Here is a 20,040-nt window from a genome sequence, read left to right as displayed (position 1 = left end):
AAGGTAAGGTTTTTCCCTCATATATTCAGAGAAACACCCTTACCTTTCAATTATAAATTCTTCAAAAAATTGCTTCGTTATTACTTCATCTAAAACATTATTTTTATTAGAAATACTATTCAGCTAGTAATTGAATTCATTCATTTATTAATAATTGCTTGTCGAGCTTTTTCTTTATCATCAAAATGAATAGTTGAATCTTTTAAAATTTGATACGTTTCATGCCCTTTCCCTGCAATCAAAACAATATCATTAGAAGATGCCATGTTTATTGCGTGATTTATTGCAAGTTCACGATTTACTTCTACTTTATAATTCAAATCATTTTGAATCAACTTTCACTCCGTTATTCCCCATGAGCCCCGTATGATATCCATAATCACTTAAAATTTTTTCAAGTAAATAGGAAGTAGTTGTTTTTCCATTTGTACCTGTAATTCCAATTAGCTTCATTTTATTAGATGGATAACCATAGAAGTGTGACGCAATAACTGCCATAGCATACCTAGCATCTTTAACAATTATTTTAGGTATCTCAATATTTACATCCCTTTCTACAATTAACGCTACAGCACCATTCTTCACTGCATCTTCAACAAATTGATGTCGATCTTCAAGAAAACCATCGATACCTGATACACATATAAATAGATCTCCATCAGTTATCTTTCTAGAATCCATTTCTAACCCTGTAATTTCTACATCCATATTGCCAATAGTTTCTTTAATCAATAACAAATTCGCCAGCTCTTTTAGTTTCAAATCTCCCGCCCCCTTAAACATTTCCCCTATTTATTTTACCACTTTATATAAAATAATGGCTTAAAATCCCATACGGGTTTAAAGAAATTTATTCATCTTAAATAAACAAAAAATAAAAGAGCACTTGTTTCCGCAAGTGCTCTTTTGGGGATTTTGAGATACCCTATTAACGAAAGTTAAGGTTACTTAAAGTTAAAAGGTATTTATATTATATGCTTGTCCTTTTTATTTGTGCACAATCAATATCTAAGAATTTATATTAACACTAAATAATTTTATTAATTACTGTTTTAGAATAAAGGTTATTCAACTCATTGCAAATAGCCTAAAAAAGATAAGCCAAAACTATTTTTAAAATATAAAATTATATGCAAACAATCAAAATTAACCTAAAATATATAAAGGGTATACCATTCTAACAGTTAAATGCTTAGATTTGTCCTTTTCCATAATTAACAAGGATAGAGTAACATGAAAATAGAGAACTAGTACCGTTACTAATCACATGAAGGTTCTATGAAAATTACATTTTCATACTATAAACATAAATAAAAGGGGTACATATGAAATGAATGGTTTAATGGAAAATAATTCAAGAACTTTGTTCCTTCTCTTTGTAAGTATAATTGTCCTAGTATTTCAAATTATTGTTTTTGTAAGAATAGTAAGAAACTGGTTCAAAACCAAAAATATAGATAAATTAAAAGAAGATACACAGTATATTAAGAAGCTAACTATAATATACATAGGAATTATGGTAATAGGCGCTATTACAAACTTACCTTTATTCGGATTTATATTGTTAGGTTTTATGTCTAATACTATTATATTAATGTCTTTAAAGATAGAATTGTCTAATACAAAATCAAATCAGTTGAAAACTGTGAAGAACTCAAAGCTCATGTTATGGTTTGTAATGAACACTGTACACTTAGTACTTTTCTTTGTTGAGGGGATAAAACTCATTAAAAGTATTTAAAGCGATACTTTGAGATAACGATACATCACTTAATTGCATTACATTGACAAATTTATAGAAGCGATCGTATCTTTTAAAAGAAACAGTCGCTTCTATAAACATATATGTATTAAGATTTATATTTTTTTACTGTACAAGGAATAGTTACGATATACAAATCTATAGCATAGATTGTAACCCAAATCCCTTTCCCTTCAGCTTTTAACTTTTTATTTAGTTGAGATAAATGCTCTGAAACTTTTCTTTTCCCCCACCTTCTAGGAAACCATTGAAAAACTTTAGGGACATTATGTTTCTTATTATACCAAGCATTCAATCTCCAGAAAGCGAAAAAAAACAAGACAATACTTATAATACAAAAAATATCAAAATATGAAATCCCTAAAATCATATTTTCTCCTCTTCTTCTTTTTCTGACATTAAAACTCCACAAAAAATATTTAAACACATTTTGTTTCTAATTTTATCACTGTATTTCCCCGTATTTTAAGCGCTATCTAATCTTGTTTCTCTAGATTTATCTTTATTCAGACTTCTAGTTCATTTATAATTCCTAGTATGTTTGCCTTTATTATTTATGCAGAATATACAATTAATATATACTAATTTTTCACAGGTCTTTTCTACATTTTATCATTAAGAAATTAATTGCAGGTTTATTTGCCATGTTTTTATTTGGTTCATCAATTTCCGAAACTTGTACTAATCCATATTTTTCAAAACCTTGTTTTATAGATTCAGAATCATAGAAGAACATTTTTACACCTTCCATTATCTCATAATAATCTTTATCCAACTGTTTTCCTTTGCCATACATTGGAGCCTTTTTAGAAACAGTTGTAAAAACCATATATCCACCAGGTTTTAACTGATTATAACAATCTTTAATAAATTTCTCTCTTTCCTGTTCATTCAACAAATGAAGAAGAGCATGACTAAATATCCCATCATAAGATTTATTATCAAAAGGCATTTCGTTTACCGAGCCGTGATATATACTAATATCTTCTAATCCGTTTTGTTTCGCTAAATCAATAGCTCTTTTTGAAATTTCAATCCCTGTTACATTTATATCATTATCGATAAACACCTTTGCGTTTCTGCCATATCCAATACCCGGAATTAATATATCCTTAACATTCTTTTCTAGAAAAAAATCTTTTGTCAAAATTGTAGATTCTGTAGGTTCAAAACCCCACATCGTTTGTTTCTCAATAAAACTTGATTCCCAAAATTCCATTATGATTCTATCTCCTTGTTCTAATCCTATTTTTAGTATCACATTAAAAACTTATAAATTTTAGTGCTGCGGTTACCTATGCCAAATTAATTTTTCACCACATTCACTATAGGTTCATTGAATATAGCATAATAATAAGCCTATATCTAATTTTAAGATTGGCTTATTATTTCCCCTATATTAGTGTGTAAAAAAATAGAAAAACCAATACTTCCGTTGTAGTATTGATTTTTCTTAAGATAAATTATCTTTTTATATTGTACTGATCTATTACTTTTTCTAACACTTCTAAAGTGATTGGCTGAGCTTTCTCTATTAATTGGTAACCAATCCGCCCATTTGGTTCAGCTGTAACTTGCTGTAAACTTTTTAAATCATGAATCCCTTTTTCTCTTAGTTGCATATATAGTTGTTGTTCAGACATTTTTGCCTTCATCAAGTTCGCTTTAATAATCTCTCCATTTTCAACAATTACAAAACTACTGCCATTTAGGAATCGTTCCACCTTCCTTGATTTCAATTCAAAGAAATGAATGATAAGAAGTATGCTTGCAAATATTACAGCCGCAAATATAGATGGGACTACTTTCCTACTTAATACAGGCTCTACAATAATACGTCCAATCGATACTACTATAATAATTTCAGCTCTTGTCATTTGGCTAACAGATGTACTACCAGTCATTTTTAATGCTATCATTCCAGTGAAAATTAATATAATGCTTTCCAAAATAATATTCATTATGGCCCAATCCTTTAATTGTGAATATTATTAGCATTCCCATTTCATATAGCATTCTAAATGAATTTCAATTAAATTTTTTTGTAAAAATCAAACAATCTATTTTGATTTACCTTTTTTCAATAAAGATTTAATACTACATTGTCCAAAAAATAAAAAGCACCCAAATGGATACAAAGATTAAACTTATTCATTATTACTTTCTTCACTTTTATCATCAACTGATTTCAAGTCTAACATGCTGCCTATATCAGGCGGTAAAGCTAACTCTATTCCAGCTACTGGTTGATTATCTTCATTAAACCATTGTTTCTTAAATTTAATCAATTCTTCATTTTTCTTTTTTTCATCCATATTACCCCGCCTTTTATGTACATGATATGAAACATTTTACTTAATATGTACATTAAGAAAGATAATATACTATATATACTATTTGTACATATTGGAAAAGCAAAACCTCTTCTTTGTTTACACAACTCGTTGTACCTGGTCATTTATCGATCTGTTTTGTGTTTGACATAATTATGAACGTATTCCCCGCTCTTTTTGTAAAGACGTTATAAGTGATATTGTAATCGATTTAGATAACGACTATATTTATTTACCTAATAGATAAGCCTATCCTTGTCCTTTGCCTTTATTTATTGTACATTTCTGCCCAGCATTTAATAAAACAATTAACCATACATTACGATTACTATTCTGATAACATTTTCAAAAAAGTTGTTGCCGCCCAAATGAAATACGCAAGTTGCGTCACGATATACATCGTAATTTCAAAACCTGTAAGTTTTCTTTCCCTTTTTATTTTCTTTAAATATCTATAAAAACAAAATGAACATAAGATTAGTAAAACAATAGACATTTGATATAGATTTTCCACTAAAAGAACTGCCATTCATTTCATCACCTTTCCAATAAAAAAGTATATAGTTCAAGCATATCATGTTAACGGAATTAATTACCATAATTTTCAAATCAAATGATTTTCCTAAGTAAAAGAAGTCACTTTTTTTAAATGTTTCAATACAATATTATGTAATTCACTACGCTCTATATACTTTTTCTTTTAATGTACATGCTTAGGAGGAAGTTTTACATGCAATTGATTCATAACATAAAAAAAGCGTTTCATAACTTATTTGACTACGATACGGCAAATCTAATATCCGCTATTCAATCATTAAATATTACACTTCATAAAATATCTCCTTTTATTACTTCACCACTTAACCTTGAATACGGAAGAAATGTTATCTATAAGTCTGAATTTGTGGAGATTTTAGTATTAAATTTCCCTAGCAAAGCAAAGACTCTTATTCATGATCATGGAATATCTATAGGATGTATATTAATAGTCAATGGTACGCTACAAAATATTACGTACGAAAAAAATAGCGAACGGATTGAAGAGTTTACAGAGGGAAATATTTTCACCGTAAAAAAAGATACTGTGCATAAAATGTATAATGGTACAGATTCAACAGCAATAACATTCCACGTATATTCACCACCATTAAAAGATGTACAAATATATGAGTAGTCTTTAAAAGGAGGAAATATGCAAAATTTAAAGGATCACTATATAAAGAGCTTACAAGATGGTCGAAATGTTTGGCTCTATGGAAAAAAAGTAGATGTAACTACAGACAACAATTTTGCGGGGACACTATGTACCATTTCTAATTTATTTTCGTTATTTGATGATCCCAAACAGAGAGATTCTATTGGATATGTGAGCCCAAAAACGAAAGACTTTGTTCATAAATCATTTTTAGTTCCCAATTCCTATAATGAATTATTAATGAGAAGAACTGCATTTGAAACATGGAGTTATGCTACAGACGGTGTAATGAGTAGACTATCTGATTACGCAAGATCAAGACTTACTGGCTGGTACGTATCAAGAGATTTTTATAAAAAGTTCGATGCACAGTTTCCAAATAAAATCGCATCTTATTACGAAAAAGCTAGGGATAATCACTTGTTTTTAAGTGTAGTCCAACGTGATCCACAAATAAATCGCTCAACAGAATCAATGTTAAATGCAAATGACTTAGGGTTGCTAAGAGTTACAAAGGAAACTTCTGATGGAATTTATTTAAGTGGTGCGAAAATGATAGGAACTGCTTCTCCTTATTCAAATGATTTATTAATCTACCCATTAACAAAACTGACTGACGCTCAAAAAGATTTAGCTCACTTTCTTATCGTGGCAGCCAATTCTCCAGGATTACATATGGTTTGTAGAGAACCGTATGCGAATACAACTTCAAGCACAGTTGATTCCCCCATTAGCTCACAGTACGATGAAATGGATGCACTATTGATCTTTGATAATGTATTTGTCCCTTGGGAACGTGTTTTACTTTATAATAATCCAGAAGCAATATGGGCTATAAAATCAGATACAGCCTCTAGTAGTTTAGCTTATCATCAAGCTATAGTACGATTACTAATAAAGCTAGAATTTATAACTGCGATTGCTTTTGAAATTGCTGAAGCAATTGGAGCTCACACTTATTTGCATGTTCAAGAAAAACTCGGAGAATTAATTATGCAAATCGAAACAATTCGCGCACTTTTAATTGCTGCAGAAGTTGAAGGTACTACAAATGAAACAAAAACTTATTTACCAAACTTTAAATATATCGAGACTGCAAGGAATCTTGGTTCTAAATACTATCCCCGTGCAATAGAAATTTTACAATTAATTGGAGCAGGTGGCTTCATTCAACTTCCTTCAAGCTCGATTGATTTCCAGAGTCCAATAGCTGATTTATTAAAAAAGCACTTTAAAGGAACAAATATAGATGCCGAACAACGCACAAAATTATTTAAGTTAGCCTGGGATATTATTGGAAGCCCATTAGGATCAAGACACGAATTATACGAAAGATTTTACGCGGGAGATCCCATACGAAATACAGCTACACAATATGTAAATTATGATAAAAATCACTTTAAAAAGATGCTAAGTAAATATTTATGATGAAAAAGAGCACCCTTTGCTAAGAGTGCTCTTAAAAAATATATAATTATCCAGTTATATATATAATTGCTCCGGCCACAACTGCTACTTTTCTCCGTAATGGTTTCATCTTATTCACCTTTATGTTTCTAATTAAGCTTTAAACTTTTGGTATATGCTTCCTATCATATTTCTTCGTATAGGTTTCTCCATCTGGAGTAACGAATTGTAATACAATCTCACCACAAACTCCATCTAGTATTTCAAATTCACCTACTGCATTTGAAATACTGCGTTCCTTACCTTTAATAGAACCTTCATAAATTTTCACATTAAATATAGGTTCGTTATTTTGACCTATGATAATACCTCTTGAATACTTACCAACGGCAATGCATTTCTTTTTTATAATAATTAGTCACAACTATAGCTCAAATTATTACAACGGTACACACAAACAAGAGAATTATTTTACGCCTCACAACAAACCTCCTTATTCACTTTATTCTTTTTTAAATTGAAAATTTAGACGTTCCACTTGATTGATTTCCTCCATTACTTTACGAATTCCTTCCTCAATCCTATCTTCCTTTACATTCGATACGTTCAACTTTAATAGTCTTTGTTTCGGAAAACCTTTCAAATAATTTTTATCAATCGTATCAACACTGATTTGCATTTCACTTAGTCTTTGTATCAACATTTCCGAAATACTTGTTTTATGTACTTCTAAACAAGTATGGATTCCAATTGTATTTTGCTTTTTATATGTGAATAAAAGCGGGTTTTCACTCTGCATTCTTTCTAATGCTTCTGCTAGTTTTTTTGATCTATTATTATAGGAAGATTTAATTTTATTTTTATGGCGTTCGAACATGCCACTCTTTATATAAATTTCTAAAGCAGCTTGGGATATCATTGGGCTATCTATATCTAAAATTTTTTTATATGTATGGAAAGCACTCGAAATAATCGGTGGAATAACTGCTACACCAACTCGTAAACCCGGAAAAATAATTTTAGAATAACTTTTCAAATATATGACATGATTACTATGATCCAAGCTATATAACGGATCGGCTTTTGAATCTGTTTCTAGATCTGCTAAATAATCATCTTCTACTATAAATACATTGTATTTCTTAGCCAATAGTACAATTTTTTCTTTCTCATCTTTAGAATAAGAGGTTCCAAGTGGATGATGATATCTCGGTATTGTATAAAAGAATTTTATTTTACCAGTTCGAAAAATACGCTCCAATTCATTTAAATCAATACCTTCATTCGTACGTTTAATACCGATTACAGGAACTTTATTTATTTCTAGATATTCTATATATAAATGATACGTTGGCTGTTCAACTAATATTGTTTCATTTTCATTTGAAAATGGTATAGAAGTTAATATTGCAAGTGCCTGCTGCACACCTGACGTTATAAAAATATTGTCTTCTTTCGTGAACACTTGATAATTTGCCAACTGTTTTTGAATGACTGGAATTAAAGATGGTAACCCTTTCGGTGTTCCGTATACGAACAAATCATTTTTATAAGTATCGATTGCCTTATTCATACAATGCTGAAAATCTAAATACGGGAAAACATCAGGATCTGGTGCTGAAGAAGCGAAATCAATTATCTCTTTATTTTCTATAGTACTCCCAGATTTCTTAACAACGTAGTATCCACTTTGAGGGACAGAATATATAATGTGACGCTTTTCTAATTCATGAAGCGCACGTATAACTGTTGCCTTATTGCATTCATATTGCGCTACGAGTGACCGTATTGATGGTAATTTCTGTCCTTCTTTTATCTCTCCATGTTGAATCATGTTTTCTATATCATTAAAAATACGTAAATACTTATACATTTTACACCTCCTTCAGCAATTTTATATTTAATTACATCGATTTTTCATCCATATAGCATTCATTCCTCAATTAATTAATTTTTCGATTATCTATATCGTAAATCCCAATAGCATATGAATCATTTTCAATCCATTTCTTTACTGCTTCTGTTTTAAGTACACCTTCAATCTCTTTTTCTATTTTCTGCCCAAGTTCCCTCGTTCTTACTTCATCATCGCTAATCTTAGTTTTTATATCAATGGCAACAGGTTGATTCTTTTTATAATTTATTTGCTGAATCCCAAACCCTTCATATCCATTTTTTCTGAATACGTCATCAAATATCTGTCCAAAAACTAACTCCCATCTATGTTCTGCATTTACAATCTCCTTGTTTCTTTGAGATATATTTACTTTATAAGACATAATGCCTTGAATTTGCAATCTTTTATTAATTTCTTTTTTTATTTCATTAGCATTTTCGCTATCAGCAATCTCTAAATCTACTATTCTTGCTTTTTCATCCCATTTAACAGCACTAAAAAAAGATTCCTTCTTTACCGCTGCTGTAGCAATATCCATAACTATAGAATCTTCACTTTTGGATTCTTCCATTTCAGGCTCACAAGCACACAATAAAGCAATTGAAAATAAAAATACAATCAACTTCTTTCCTCTGTTCATTGCACTTCCCTCCGTAAATTTTCATTTACGATAACCTTTTACTTTCACATATAAATACCTTCTATAATTTTTAAATTTAACATTATTTCACATTTTCTCCTCTTAAAAAGGAAATTACAATTAATAAATAGAATATCTCCATGAATAAATAAAAAGTGAGGGATATGTCATGCAGCACTTAAATACGATTGATATTAGTAATGTACTAGAATTAGAAAATGCTCTTTCTACTTTATTAAATGAAGAGATTTCTTCAAAACTAGAGCTTGAAAACTGGTTAAAAAAGCAATCTACAGTCATTTGGGAAATTGAAGAACAATTAAGATCGCACTATATCGCCTTTCAATGTAATACGGATAATAAAAAAATAAAAGATACTTTTGAATATGATCAGCAATTTGTAAGACCTCTTTTGAAACGTTATCAAAATTCATTTGATAATAAATATTTAGAGTCTCCTTTTCGAATGGAACTTGATCCAAAAACGTATAGCTTACTAGATAAAAAAATTAAGAATGCGCAAACATTATTTTGTGAAAAGAACATTGATTTAGAAATAAGCGAAGACAAATTAGTAACCGAATACTTCGAAATTACAGGTGGTTTAACTGCATTATGGGACGGTGAAGAGAAAACAATTACTGAACTACAGTCTTACTTACAAGATCCGGATCGTCATATACGAAAAAAGGCAAAAACGCTTATTTCCGAAAAGTTTTTATCTGTTGAAAATAAATTACAACATATATTAAATGAATTAATTGCAATCCGTCACCAAAAGGCGAAAAACATTCAATTAGATAATTATCGTGATTATATGTTTAAAAAACATGAACGATTTGATTATACGCCTGAAGATTGCTATGAGCTTGCCGAATCTATTCGTAAATACGTAGTACCACTTATCGATAAAATATATAATAAGAAAAAATCTGAACTTCAAGTAGAAAGTCTTCGTCCATGGGATTTAAAAGCAACCGCACCAAATCAAAAAGTATTAAAACCTATTGAAAAAGCGAGTGATTTAATCGAAAAAAGTTCTCATATTTTACACAAACTTGACCATGAATTTTCCGCATTACTGGAACGTATGCATAAAAATAATTGCTTAGATTTAGAAAGTCGTAAAGGAAAAGGACCAGGAGGATTTTGCGAATATTTACCTGCTTCTCAATTATCTTTTATTTTCATGAATCTCAATCATACACATTATGATGTTACTACTTTCCTCCATGAAATGGGCCATAGTATTCATAATGATTGTATGAAGCAGTTAGAACTTCAAAAGTATTTAGAAATCCCTTCAGAATCAGCTGAACTAGCTAGTATGACAATGGAATTGTTTTCGATGGAGTATTGGGATACTTTTTATGAAAATAAAGAAGAATTTATAGAAGTAAAATTAGAGTTCTTTAAAGATATTGTTAAATATTTGCCACAAATGCTTATAGTTGATCAATTCCAACATTGGATGTATGAAAATCCTAATCATACAGCTAAAGAAAGAAATGAAAAATATTTAGAATTACATAACACTTACCAATCGAATGTAGTAAATATTGAGGGGTATGAAAATTGGGTTGCAACTGGCTGGTTACCTGTGCTACATATATTCGAAATACCATTCTATTACATCGAATATGCAATTGCACAATTTGGTGCGCTGCAAATGTATAAACAATATAAAGAAAATCCTAAACAAGCACTTGAAAATTATAAAAAAGCCTTATCATTAGGTAGCTCTAAATCTTTAACGGAAGTATATGAAGCAGCTGGAATTCGTTTTGATTTTTCTGGCGAAATAATTAAAGAACTAATGTTATTTGTAGAGGGAGAATTAGAGTTACTTGAACAATTGTAAAAAGAAAGCTGTTCCTATATTTTAGGTTCAGCTTTCTTCTTTATTTTATTAATCAGCTCTATGTACTGAGAATCCCCATATCCGATTGTTGGAAATAGCTGAAACAACTTTGTTAATAATTCTTGAGTTGATAAATCTTTATTTTTAGAGAGAAATTTCATTACAGTATTATCTTCTGTTAGCATTTCTAAATATAAATCTATAGCCTGATACATTACAGGTGGTACCTTATAGAAAGTCTTTTTATGATTTACTAATACTTCATTGTATACCGAAGAATAATTTCCTAATTCAAGTTCAATTTGATTTACTTTAAATTCATCTTCTCTGAAGCTATTTAAGTATACCTTCCCTTCATAAAACGACTGTTCAAGATAAGTAAGTATGGTAAGTAAGTTCATTTGGCAAAACATATCTTCACCAAACCATAAAACAATACATTTATACTTTTTCGTAAAAAGTTTTTCTAACGGATCTATAACCTTTTTTGTATAACTTTCTACGGAACTGTTGTGTCCTTCCGCTCTTGTTTTAATAAAATCGTCATCAAAAACTTTTATAGTAGCGGGGTTCACACACATCGCCTCATTAAATGGTGCATAATCAGAATCACCCATTAACTTTTCGTTTTTAAATTCTTCATACATAACTTGACCATTTAATATGTTAAGTACTTCTTTATCAAATAGCTCACTCTTCCTATTTCGTAACTGTTCAACCTCTAATTTTCTAGAAATATTCATATTAAACGCCCCTTCATTATTTAAATTGAGTTTAACAAATGATTGAATAGGCATTTTGCTAAGTTGGTATTCTTTGGGATTCATTCCAAAAACATTTTTGAAAGCTCTACTATAAGCTTCTTGGGAAGAGTAATCGTAATCCAATGCGATCTCAATTATTTTCCTACCAGTCTTTAAATCTTCTGTAGATAAATACAACCTTCTAAGAAGAATATAACGTCTAATACTGAAACCCGTTACTTGATGAAATTTAAAAGAGCAATAATAAGGAGAATACCCAATATAACGAGATAATTCATCTAATGAAAATCCCTTTTTCAAATTGCGCTCAATCCAATCAATCATCTGCTGTATATGTTCATTCATTTCCTTCACTCCTTATATAAAAGTATAAGAGAAGTGCGTTTCATTCTTTTGATATTTCTTGTGTTTTAAAACATGAGCCATTCTATAAAATCTATATATGAGTATTAGTTTTATATTTTTTACCTATCTTATTTTGACATACCTTCTATTCATTTTTCAATTTAGTGTTAATTCGTATGCTGGCAAGACCTAACTAATTATTAAAGGTCAATTTACATCATATTTCATTTTAAAGGATTTCAAAAATGAAACTAGAATTTTGTAAAATAAGATTCTTTTAATTCTCTAATTAAAAAATAAAAGTTTAGAAAGGACGTTACAATGAACAAACTAGAAAAAGAAAAACTTCAATTCATAAATGAACTATATCCGTTGAATTTTATTAACATTACACCAATAACAAATGAAATGTATAAATGTCTTACAGAACAAGGAACATACTTCATTAGAATTACAAACTACAAAACATATGAAGAACAATTAGAAGAAGTTACATATACGAATTTTTTATACGAAAACGGTTTAGATGTTCCACCAATACTCCCTTCTTTACAAGGGAATCTTGTAGAAAAATTAACATTAGACAAGGAGCTTTTTACAGTATTATATAAAGCTGCTCCTGGTATACATTTACCAAGGTGCGAATGGAATTCTACTATATTTAAAAAACTTGGTCAACAAATCGGAAAATTGCATCGTATATCTAAAATCTTTGAAAAAGCTAAACCGGTTAAATATATTAACGACTGGTATGAGAATGAGGAATATAATTTCCTTGAGTATATTCCTCAAGAAGAAACTACTATTAGGGAAATTGCATCTAAAGTTTTAAATTCTATAAAAGAGCTACAAAAATCCACTTCAAATTACGGCTTAATTCACGGAGATTTATGGCTAGAAAATATTTTAGTTGAAAACAATTCAACCATAACAATGATTGATTTTCAAGATTGCGAAAAACATTTTTACCTATTCGATTTAGCTGTTCCTATTTATAGTGCTTTAGAATATTCATTTGCTGGAAATGGGAATATCATTGACTATGAGCATTCTATTACAAAAGCTCTATTTGAAGGGTATCAAGAGGAAAATGAACTACCTAAAGAGATGATCGAGAAGTTTCCATTGTTTATTAAATTAAAGGAGATTTTTGAATATAGCTTAATGCACATGTATTGGGATAAGGAAGAATTAACTGAGGAACAAGTACGGATAATGAATCTTTATAGGATGAAGATTGAAACTAAATATACCTATTGTTTAAAAACGCTGTTGTTTAACTAAAGTTCCCTTGTAGTTAAACAACAGTATTTATTAATTAGCTACTAGACAACTTTTGTTGTATTACTTATAAATACTGATTCAATAATTTGTTTAAATCCACTTCATTTTGCGGAGATACCTTCTCAGAAAATCTAGCTGCAGTTATAATAGGAGCCCATTGAAAGATCTCCCCTCTTGTTAGGTCGGTATTACGGCAATATATTTGTAAATACATTTCTGCTAATTCTATATGAGACTGCGCATATAATAAATATGTACGAAACACATCTGCACGAATATCACCTGAACAAGCATCTACCCAGTCTATAATACTTACATTCTTTTCACTTAAAATTAGATTAAATGGATGGAAATCGCCATGGCATAATCTAGAATCAAATTTGATTGAATGTAACTTATTCAATATATTTTCCTTTTGTTTTTCATCCAATTTATGTACAGATTTAATTTGACGCTCTAACCTTTCCTCCATTGCTTCCATTTCACCCGTATTCACACGTATAGCGTGAATCTTTTTTTGTTCATTCACACAAATATTTATATAATACTCTGCCTCATTTAGATTATTAAGCAGGAGATCACCTATACTGTCCCCTTTTACGTATTCCATAATAATTGCCTGTCTATTTTGTATCTTAGTCACTTCAAATACGTTTGGAACTGATAGCCCGCATGAATACGCATATTTTTGTTTTTTTGCTTCATTCATAGACTCTGTATTTGGGAGGTAATCTTTAAATAATTTTACAATCTTATTGTCATATAGATAAATTTCTGCTGTATTTCCTTTTGCAATCAGATTATCTAGATTCATTTCGTTTACCTCCATAAAATAAATTTGAATAGTGCCTTTTCCCTTTCTTTACATTCACTGTAAACATAACAAAAACCTTCTTCACGAAGATACAAAAAATCTACCACTTTCCATCCTTAAATAGAAAGCGGTAAATTTAATTTACTTGGAATATCAGCATGGAGATTTGGTGTATGCAAGATAGTAAATGAATATCCTTGCTGAATAAATGATACTTCATTATGTTTACATTCATATGGAACACTATTCTTCTTCAAGTTATTTTGTATGCGTTGTAAAAATGCTTGATCTGGTGTTCCAAAAGAAACATGTACTTTCGGTGGTAAAGCTTTCATCGCAATCGGAATCCATGGTCTCTGCCACCAAGTTGCAACAATATATGCAGTGCCACCTATAACAAAGTTAAAAATATCCCCATCTTCCATCGTTTTCATATCTAGATTTGATTTTAACCATTTCGTAAAAACAGGTACACTTTGAACGGGAAGACCGATTTCTCTTACATATAAAACGTTTAATGGTGAATGCGGTATTAGTACATCTTCTTTAACATAACTATGTGCGATAATTTCGAGTAGATTTCCATCACCATCTCTGAAATATAAGTTGAATCGGCCGCTCTCTTCATCAATTGTATGACCATCTTTCCATTTCACAATGAGTAATCCAGACTTTTCAAGCCATCTTGCAGTTTCATGAAATTTTGAATATGGAATCTCAAAAGCAAAGTGCGCAGGTGCGATTGGTTCGTATACTTCTTGAAAACTAATTGTTGTGTATGGTGTTACTTCAAATTGAATAAAAGATGCCGTTTCTTTTTTTATTGGAAAAGATAATATGTCCTTATATACTTGTTTTACCCCTTCTATGGAAACCGTTTGTAATTTTATATCTGATATATGTGTAATCACGTTACATTCCCCCTTGTTTCTTATTATCTATTCGTATTGTATTACAATTATAAATAGATAAAATCAAACGGAAGGATGGATTTTTCATATGAAAACTACAACTTTAGTATGAATATGTTAGCTTCAAAAGTCTTTTTATTTGATACACACCATCAATAAAGGTATATTTTTAAGTTTTTTCTAATTTAGAAACTGCTGAAGTAATACAGGATCCTCTTTTAAAAGTTCTGATAAAAACATAAGTTGTGGAAAAGATTGTAAAATTAACTCTTTATCCATTGTTTCTTTCAATATAGCAACTCCGCCTTGATTGATATAATCATTTAATGTTATTTTCCCCGTGCAAATTAATTCAATATCACTCAATGAAAGTAATAGTAGTCCATTCGTTTCAGAAGATGGTTTAGGTGGAATCTTTGAATAGGCGACATACATGATAGATAAACTTTCATCTAGACTATCAATAATTAATATTGGATTGACTTCATTTTCTACTTTTATTTTCTTTGATTGTGCATTCCAATTCTCTTTATAATATGTAGTTGGTGAATTTAATATAGTAATATCGATAGAAGCTTCTTCTTTCACTTCTCTTTTCGCAGTTTCTACTGCTGTTTCATCCGCCTCTTTATGTCCTCCAAGTCTTACTACACCTAATGTATCACCTTCACTCGTTGGTCCCACTTGAAAAACAAATGAATTCTTATACATTACATACGCACCAGATGTTCGTACATTCTTATCTATATGTATCAATATTTCCCCTCCTAAATTAACCATCTCACAAACCAGTTTACTATAATTTTGTTATGTTCTTAAATAAGCTTCAACCCAAAAAACTGCCTTTATTTTTATTTCCTCCTTAAAATACATCTAAAAAGTAGGATTCACAAAATAATCCTAGAATTCTATACATAACAAATATTGGACGAATTATTTTCAAATTTCTCTATAATAAAGGTGGTATAAACAGTGTGAAACTTATGCAAGAACGTAGCCTTACCGTAAAGACAACTTTTACTAAAGAATACAAGATTTTCATTTTTGGTTTACTCATTTCACGAATTGGGGACTCACTATATACTTTTGCGTTACCTTGGATTGCCTATCAATTAACCGGTTCAGCTGTAATTATGAGTTCTTTATTTGCTATTAACATATTGCCAATCGTTTTATTTGGCCCTTTAGTTGGTGTAATAATTGATCGTTATGATCGAAAAAAGTTACTTTTGGTAGCGGATATTACTAATATTATTTTAGTAAGTCTTGTTCCAATACTACATTCATTACATCTATTAGAAATCTGGCATTTATACATAATTACTTTTATGTTAGCAGTTATGTCCATGCTTTTTGATGTAACAACTGTTACAGTCATTCCGCAAATTGCTGGAGCATCCTTAACGAAAGCCAATTCTTTCTATCAAATGGTCAATCAATTAGCTAGTTTATTTGGTCCAATGATAGCTGGAGTTTTCATTTCTTTTATTGGCGGCTTTCAGTTGCTTTGGATTAATGTTCTTTCATTTATTGCAACATTAGTTGCTGTGATGTTATTACCGTCTATAAAAACCACAAATAAAAAATGTGAAGATAAAAATACACTTCAAAATGTACTATCTGATTTGGTTAATGGATTTAAATGGCTCAAAAATGACCGCTTAAATTTAGCTTTATCTTTTCAAGCTATGATAGGAAACTTTGGAGCAAGTGCAGTTTTAGGTGTATTCATGTATTATTTATTATCCACATTACATCTTACCCCAGAACAAAGTGGGGTTAATTATTCATTAATTGGAATAGGTGGTCTTTTAGGAAGCTTGATTGCAGTTTCTTTAGAAAAGAGGTTGCAGCGCGGTATACTATTTCCTTTACTCCTATTTGTTGGAGCAATTGGCTTAACTTTTGCGCTTTGGAGCACATATTGGCTCGCTCCCGGAATTGCTTTCGGTATCGCAATGACTTGCAATATTGCATGGAATACAATTGTAGCCACCGTTCGCCAGGAAACAGTTCCATCAAATATGCAAGGAAGAGTTTTAGGATTTTCACGTGTACTTACACGATTAGCTATGCCACTCGGGGCATTAGTAGGAGGTATTATTTCAGCCTATAATCCAGTGTTTATATTTGCTTTAGCTGCTTTTACTAAATTAATTGAAGTCTTTATTGCTTTATATAGTCCGATACGAAAACTATAATAGAAGGACAGATAACTATGATTGGTTAATTGCAATTACGGATAAGTTTATAAAGAAAAAAGGCATATTATAATGCCTTTTTTCTTTATCATCATTTAACTGGATAACAAACTTCTGTAACCCACTTATTAGGATCTGATTCCATTGCTGGGCTCACATGATAAATATTAAACATCGGGCCTGCTAATTCGTAACCTTCTGTCTCAATCCATTTTGCCGCAGCTTCATTTACAGCTGTCATCTGTTCATAACTTCCATTAACTGTTATAGAAGCTACATTAGCTGATTCCACATTTTTAAATGTAACGTCTTTTGTATTTTCGTGCTTTCCTAGAATACTTAGCTGTATTTCTATATCTACATCATTTTCTTTGTATTCACGATCATGGAAAACCGCAATATTATAACTCGGATGGTCAATACTAATATTCTCCATTTGAATTTCTTGCATTAATATACTCCATAAATCACCTTCGCAATTATACGATGGAATAATCTTTCTAACACTAGCTACAGTTCTTTCTGGAATTTCTTTTATTGAAACATGATAATTCATCTCAACAACATCCTCTCTCATCGTTTTCATTGAGTCTTCGAGGAGACGTAATTGTTTTTTGAGGTTAGTCATGTCTTTTTTAATTTGAGCACTACGATTTAAAAACTGCTCCTTAATACCATCTATATTATCGCATTCTATTATTTCTTTAATGGTAGCGATATTAAACCCCATATTTTTTAACGTTTGAATTTGATTTACTTTCTTTAATTGGGCTGCTGAATAGTATCGGTATCCACTCTGCTCATCAACTTTTATTGGTTGTAATAATTCAACTTTATCGTAGTGTCTCAACATACGTATACTAATGGAAGATAGTTTCGAAAAATCCCCTATTTTAAACATGATTTCCTCCTATAAGTTACATCTACTTTGAAGCTCAACTTTATCTTAAACAATGACATTGTGTGAGAGTCAACTGTTTATAACACTTGAATTATATTTCTTTAATTATTTATCCTTAAAACAGACAATAAAACAAAAAATTAACAAAAACAACAAATACCACTTACCAACCATTTTTAATCTTAATAATCACTTTTATAATATAATAATTACATAATTAATATAACCTTTAACGTTATTATCCTCTTAATTCAAGAACCTTATCTTTATATATTTCAAACCGTTGTTGCCATTCATCTTTAGAAAATTCTTTTTCTTCTCCTTCTAGAACGGCAGAAAAAAGATCTAAACAAATATGCCAACCAGCTATATCTTTCGGTGTATGATCAGTTAATTCGTGAATATATTCTTTGAGAAGTAAAAGGGTACCATTATCCTCTTTATGTATTTCAAATCGGACCCGATCTTTATTCCAAGTAAATTCAAGCACTGAATTTACTTGACACTCTATAATATCAATATTTATAAATGAACCATCCATCATGTCGAACTTTATTACACCATTTGTTTTAAGGCTTTCAATCTGCAAATTGGACATCCATTTTTTTAACTTACTGTTTTCTGTTAAAACTGACCAAACTTCTTCTATTGAATATGAAAAATGACGATCAAATTGTACTACGTATTCATTATCTTGTTTATCTATTACAGCTAACATTATTAATTATCCCCCTTCAAATACGAATGTACGTTCCATTTTACACGATTTTATAAAAAAAAGAAATATCTATTCACTCACTTAGTTTAATTAGTTTTTGTTATATTCATAATTGATTGACTTATTGTATATGCAAGTTCTAATCTGGTTGACCATGCTTTTATTGGATCAGTAATATTATCTTGATTAAGACTATTGACGTATTTTAAACCATCTACTGCAATATACTCGATTTTAAAATCGGTAAATTCTTTTATAATCATCGGCCATTCACCATCAGTCATTCTGCATTTAGAATATTTTATTATGTAATCAGCTGCTTGTTTTGAAATCCCACATGACCCTGCTGTAATATCTACTTGTTTCCCTAATTGTAATGACATAATTTTATTTGATACTGTTTCTGTAACTTGCCATTCTTCAGGATGTGTCTGAAAAGCTCGATCCGTTCTGCCGATGATTAAGTAATCTACATCCGCTATATTCTGAATGAACGAATTAAGCTCAGCTGGATATTCTTTCATCCAAGTTAGCAAACGATCAAAATCACAATAGTGATAGTAATCATGATTATAGTTACTAACATACTTCAAACAGTCCCTACGTGCGTTCCCTACCCCTGATTTTTCTACTATATTTATATGGAAGTTACATTCCTCTAGTTCTTTTACAATTTCTTTAAGTGTTACATTACTAATTGTTATATATTTTTTATGATAATTTAAATGTATTAATTTCTCTTTTAGCTCTTTTATTGTAGATAATAAGCTCCCTGTTGGATCATGAGTAATACATGTTAATGCCACTTGTTTTATAGGTTGCATATTATATTCGTTCCCTTTGCAAAATAAAAAGCAGAAAGACTACTTTCTGCCAATTTTATAATTAGTATTATATTTCTTATGCTCAATTTAATTCATATTATGTAGCTTTAAGGAATTCCCCTTATGTTGCGTTCTCATTTTCATCGAACATAGAATTACAGCATATAAAGAAACGCTATGACT

General features: G+C 30.2%; 21 protein-coding genes and 2 pseudogenes. 6 read left to right on the top strand and 17 right to left on the bottom strand.

The window, feature by feature from the left end; translation table 11 throughout:
• Window positions 1-140 precede the first annotated feature (140 nt).
• A complete protein-coding gene (locus tag MR070_RS27200) occupies window positions 141-335 on the bottom strand; it encodes a hypothetical protein (RefSeq protein ID WP_242261060.1) in 195 nt (64 codons plus the stop codon).
• A pseudogene (locus MR070_RS08525) lies at window positions 325-762 on the bottom strand (Mur ligase domain-containing protein); the annotation flags it as partial. The gene MR070_RS27200 and the pseudogene MR070_RS08525, both read right to left, overlap by 11 nt.
• Window positions 763-1,330: 568 nt before the next feature.
• Here MR070_RS08525 and MR070_RS08520 point away from each other — a divergent pair.
• A complete protein-coding gene (locus MR070_RS08520; protein ID WP_076870727.1) occupies window positions 1,331-1,741 on the top strand; it encodes a hypothetical protein in 411 nt (136 codons plus the stop codon).
• Window positions 1,742-1,850: 109 nt separating this feature from the next.
• On the opposite strand, the gene MR070_RS08515 is transcribed toward MR070_RS08520, so the two are convergent.
• The 5 genes from MR070_RS08515 to MR070_RS08495 all read right to left on the bottom strand — a co-directional run bounded on the left by MR070_RS08515 (window position 1,851) and on the right by MR070_RS08495 (window position 4,624).
• Complete coding sequence (locus tag MR070_RS08515) at window positions 1,851-2,132, bottom strand: hypothetical protein (protein ID WP_000600372.1); 282 nt, start codon at window positions 2,130-2,132, stop codon at window positions 1,851-1,853.
• Between the two features lie 219 nt (window positions 2,133-2,351).
• Window positions 2,352-2,981, bottom strand: coding sequence for a class I SAM-dependent methyltransferase (locus tag MR070_RS08510; RefSeq protein WP_000397625.1), 630 nt, complete (start codon window positions 2,979-2,981; stop codon window positions 2,352-2,354).
• 244 nt (window positions 2,982-3,225) lie between these two features.
• Entirely contained in the window at window positions 3,226-3,723 is a 498-nt protein-coding gene (locus MR070_RS08505) for a DUF421 domain-containing protein (protein ID WP_242261059.1), read from the bottom strand.
• 186 nt (window positions 3,724-3,909) lie between these two features.
• Window positions 3,910-4,077 carry a hypothetical protein gene (locus MR070_RS08500; protein WP_242261058.1) on the bottom strand — a complete coding sequence of 56 codons (168 nt, stop codon included), beginning with the start codon at window positions 4,075-4,077 and terminating at the stop codon, window positions 3,910-3,912.
• Between the two features lie 346 nt (window positions 4,078-4,423).
• Complete coding sequence (locus tag MR070_RS08495; protein ID WP_000279697.1) at window positions 4,424-4,624, bottom strand: hypothetical protein; 201 nt, start codon at window positions 4,622-4,624, stop codon at window positions 4,424-4,426.
• 201 nt (window positions 4,625-4,825) lie between these two features.
• Here MR070_RS08495 and MR070_RS08490 point away from each other — a divergent pair, with 201 nt between their 5' ends.
• Both MR070_RS08490 and MR070_RS08485 read left to right on the top strand, forming a co-directional pair.
• Window positions 4,826-5,269: a cysteine dioxygenase gene (locus tag MR070_RS08490; protein ID WP_001176001.1), complete on the top strand. Its 444-nt coding sequence runs from the start codon at window positions 4,826-4,828 to the stop codon at window positions 5,267-5,269.
• Between the two features lie 18 nt (window positions 5,270-5,287).
• The gene (locus MR070_RS08485; RefSeq protein WP_001180372.1) at window positions 5,288-6,718 is read left to right on the top strand and encodes a 4-hydroxyphenylacetate 3-hydroxylase family protein; all 1,431 of its coding nucleotides are present in this window, start codon (window positions 5,288-5,290) and stop codon (window positions 6,716-6,718) included.
• Between the two features lie 139 nt (window positions 6,719-6,857).
• Here the strand turns inward: MR070_RS08485 and MR070_RS08480 are convergent.
• The 3 genes and pseudogenes from MR070_RS08480 to MR070_RS08470 form a co-directional block, all read right to left on the bottom strand.
• Window positions 6,858-7,125: pseudogene (locus MR070_RS08480) on the bottom strand (carboxypeptidase regulatory-like domain-containing protein).
• Between the two features lie 74 nt (window positions 7,126-7,199).
• Window positions 7,200-8,570, bottom strand: a complete 1,371-nt coding sequence (locus tag MR070_RS08475) for an aminotransferase-like domain-containing protein (protein ID WP_242261057.1) — start codon at window positions 8,568-8,570, stop codon at window positions 7,200-7,202.
• Window positions 8,571-8,640: 70 nt separating this feature from the next.
• Window positions 8,641-9,234: a DUF4030 domain-containing protein gene (locus MR070_RS08470; RefSeq protein ID WP_242261056.1), complete on the bottom strand. Its 594-nt coding sequence runs from the start codon at window positions 9,232-9,234 to the stop codon at window positions 8,641-8,643.
• A 169-nt stretch (window positions 9,235-9,403) separates the two neighbouring features.
• Here MR070_RS08470 and MR070_RS08465 point away from each other — a divergent pair, with 169 nt between their 5' ends.
• A complete protein-coding gene (locus tag MR070_RS08465) occupies window positions 9,404-11,095 on the top strand; it encodes a M3 family oligoendopeptidase (RefSeq protein ID WP_242261055.1) in 1,692 nt (563 codons plus the stop codon).
• Between the two features lie 14 nt (window positions 11,096-11,109).
• On the opposite strand, the gene MR070_RS08460 is transcribed toward MR070_RS08465, so the two are convergent.
• Window positions 11,110-12,204: a helix-turn-helix domain-containing protein gene (locus MR070_RS08460; protein WP_242261054.1), complete on the bottom strand. Its 1,095-nt coding sequence runs from the start codon at window positions 12,202-12,204 to the stop codon at window positions 11,110-11,112.
• Between the two features lie 321 nt (window positions 12,205-12,525).
• On the opposite strand from MR070_RS08460, the gene MR070_RS08455 reads away from it, so the two are divergent.
• Entirely contained in the window at window positions 12,526-13,488 is a 963-nt protein-coding gene (locus MR070_RS08455) for a phosphotransferase enzyme family protein (protein ID WP_001037128.1), read from the top strand.
• Between the two features lie 64 nt (window positions 13,489-13,552).
• Here MR070_RS08455 and MR070_RS08450 read toward each other — a convergent pair whose 3' ends face one another.
• The 3 genes from MR070_RS08450 to MR070_RS08440 form a co-directional block, all read right to left on the bottom strand.
• Window positions 13,553-14,302 carry an aminoglycoside phosphotransferase family protein gene (locus tag MR070_RS08450; protein ID WP_242261053.1) on the bottom strand — a complete coding sequence of 250 codons (750 nt, stop codon included), beginning with the start codon at window positions 14,300-14,302 and terminating at the stop codon, window positions 13,553-13,555.
• Window positions 14,303-14,418: 116 nt separating this feature from the next.
• A complete protein-coding gene (locus MR070_RS08445; protein WP_242261052.1) occupies window positions 14,419-15,213 on the bottom strand; it encodes a VOC family protein in 795 nt (264 codons plus the stop codon).
• A gap of 180 nt (window positions 15,214-15,393) precedes the next feature.
• Complete coding sequence (locus tag MR070_RS08440; protein WP_000581298.1) at window positions 15,394-15,969, bottom strand: NUDIX hydrolase; 576 nt, start codon at window positions 15,967-15,969, stop codon at window positions 15,394-15,396.
• 218 nt (window positions 15,970-16,187) lie between these two features.
• On the opposite strand from MR070_RS08440, the gene MR070_RS08435 reads away from it, so the two are divergent.
• Window positions 16,188-17,414 (top strand): MFS transporter, encoded by a 1,227-nt coding sequence (locus MR070_RS08435; RefSeq protein ID WP_242261051.1) that lies wholly within the window; start codon window positions 16,188-16,190, stop codon window positions 17,412-17,414.
• Between the two features lie 91 nt (window positions 17,415-17,505).
• Here the strand turns inward: MR070_RS08435 and MR070_RS08430 are convergent, their stop codons facing one another.
• The 3 genes from MR070_RS08430 to MR070_RS08420 all read right to left on the bottom strand — a co-directional run bounded on the left by MR070_RS08430 (window position 17,506) and on the right by MR070_RS08420 (window position 19,857).
• Window positions 17,506-18,315: a MerR family transcriptional regulator gene (locus MR070_RS08430; protein WP_000472605.1), complete on the bottom strand. Its 810-nt coding sequence runs from the start codon at window positions 18,313-18,315 to the stop codon at window positions 17,506-17,508.
• A gap of 238 nt (window positions 18,316-18,553) precedes the next feature.
• On the bottom strand, window positions 18,554-19,033 hold the full coding sequence (locus tag MR070_RS08425) for an SRPBCC family protein (RefSeq protein ID WP_000881621.1): 480 nt from the start codon (window positions 19,031-19,033) through the stop codon (window positions 18,554-18,556).
• Between the two features lie 86 nt (window positions 19,034-19,119).
• The gene (locus MR070_RS08420) at window positions 19,120-19,857 is read right to left on the bottom strand and encodes a hypothetical protein (protein ID WP_242261050.1); all 738 of its coding nucleotides are present in this window, start codon (window positions 19,855-19,857) and stop codon (window positions 19,120-19,122) included.
• Window positions 19,858-20,040: the final 183 nt, after the last annotated feature.

This window comes from Bacillus cereus group sp. BfR-BA-01453, assembly GCF_022662915.1.
Taxonomy (GTDB): Bacteria; Bacillota; Bacilli; order Bacillales; family Bacillaceae_G; genus Bacillus_A; species Bacillus_A paranthracis.
Note: the sequence above shows the minus strand (reverse complement) of the source record. Positions and strands in the feature narration are given on the sequence as shown.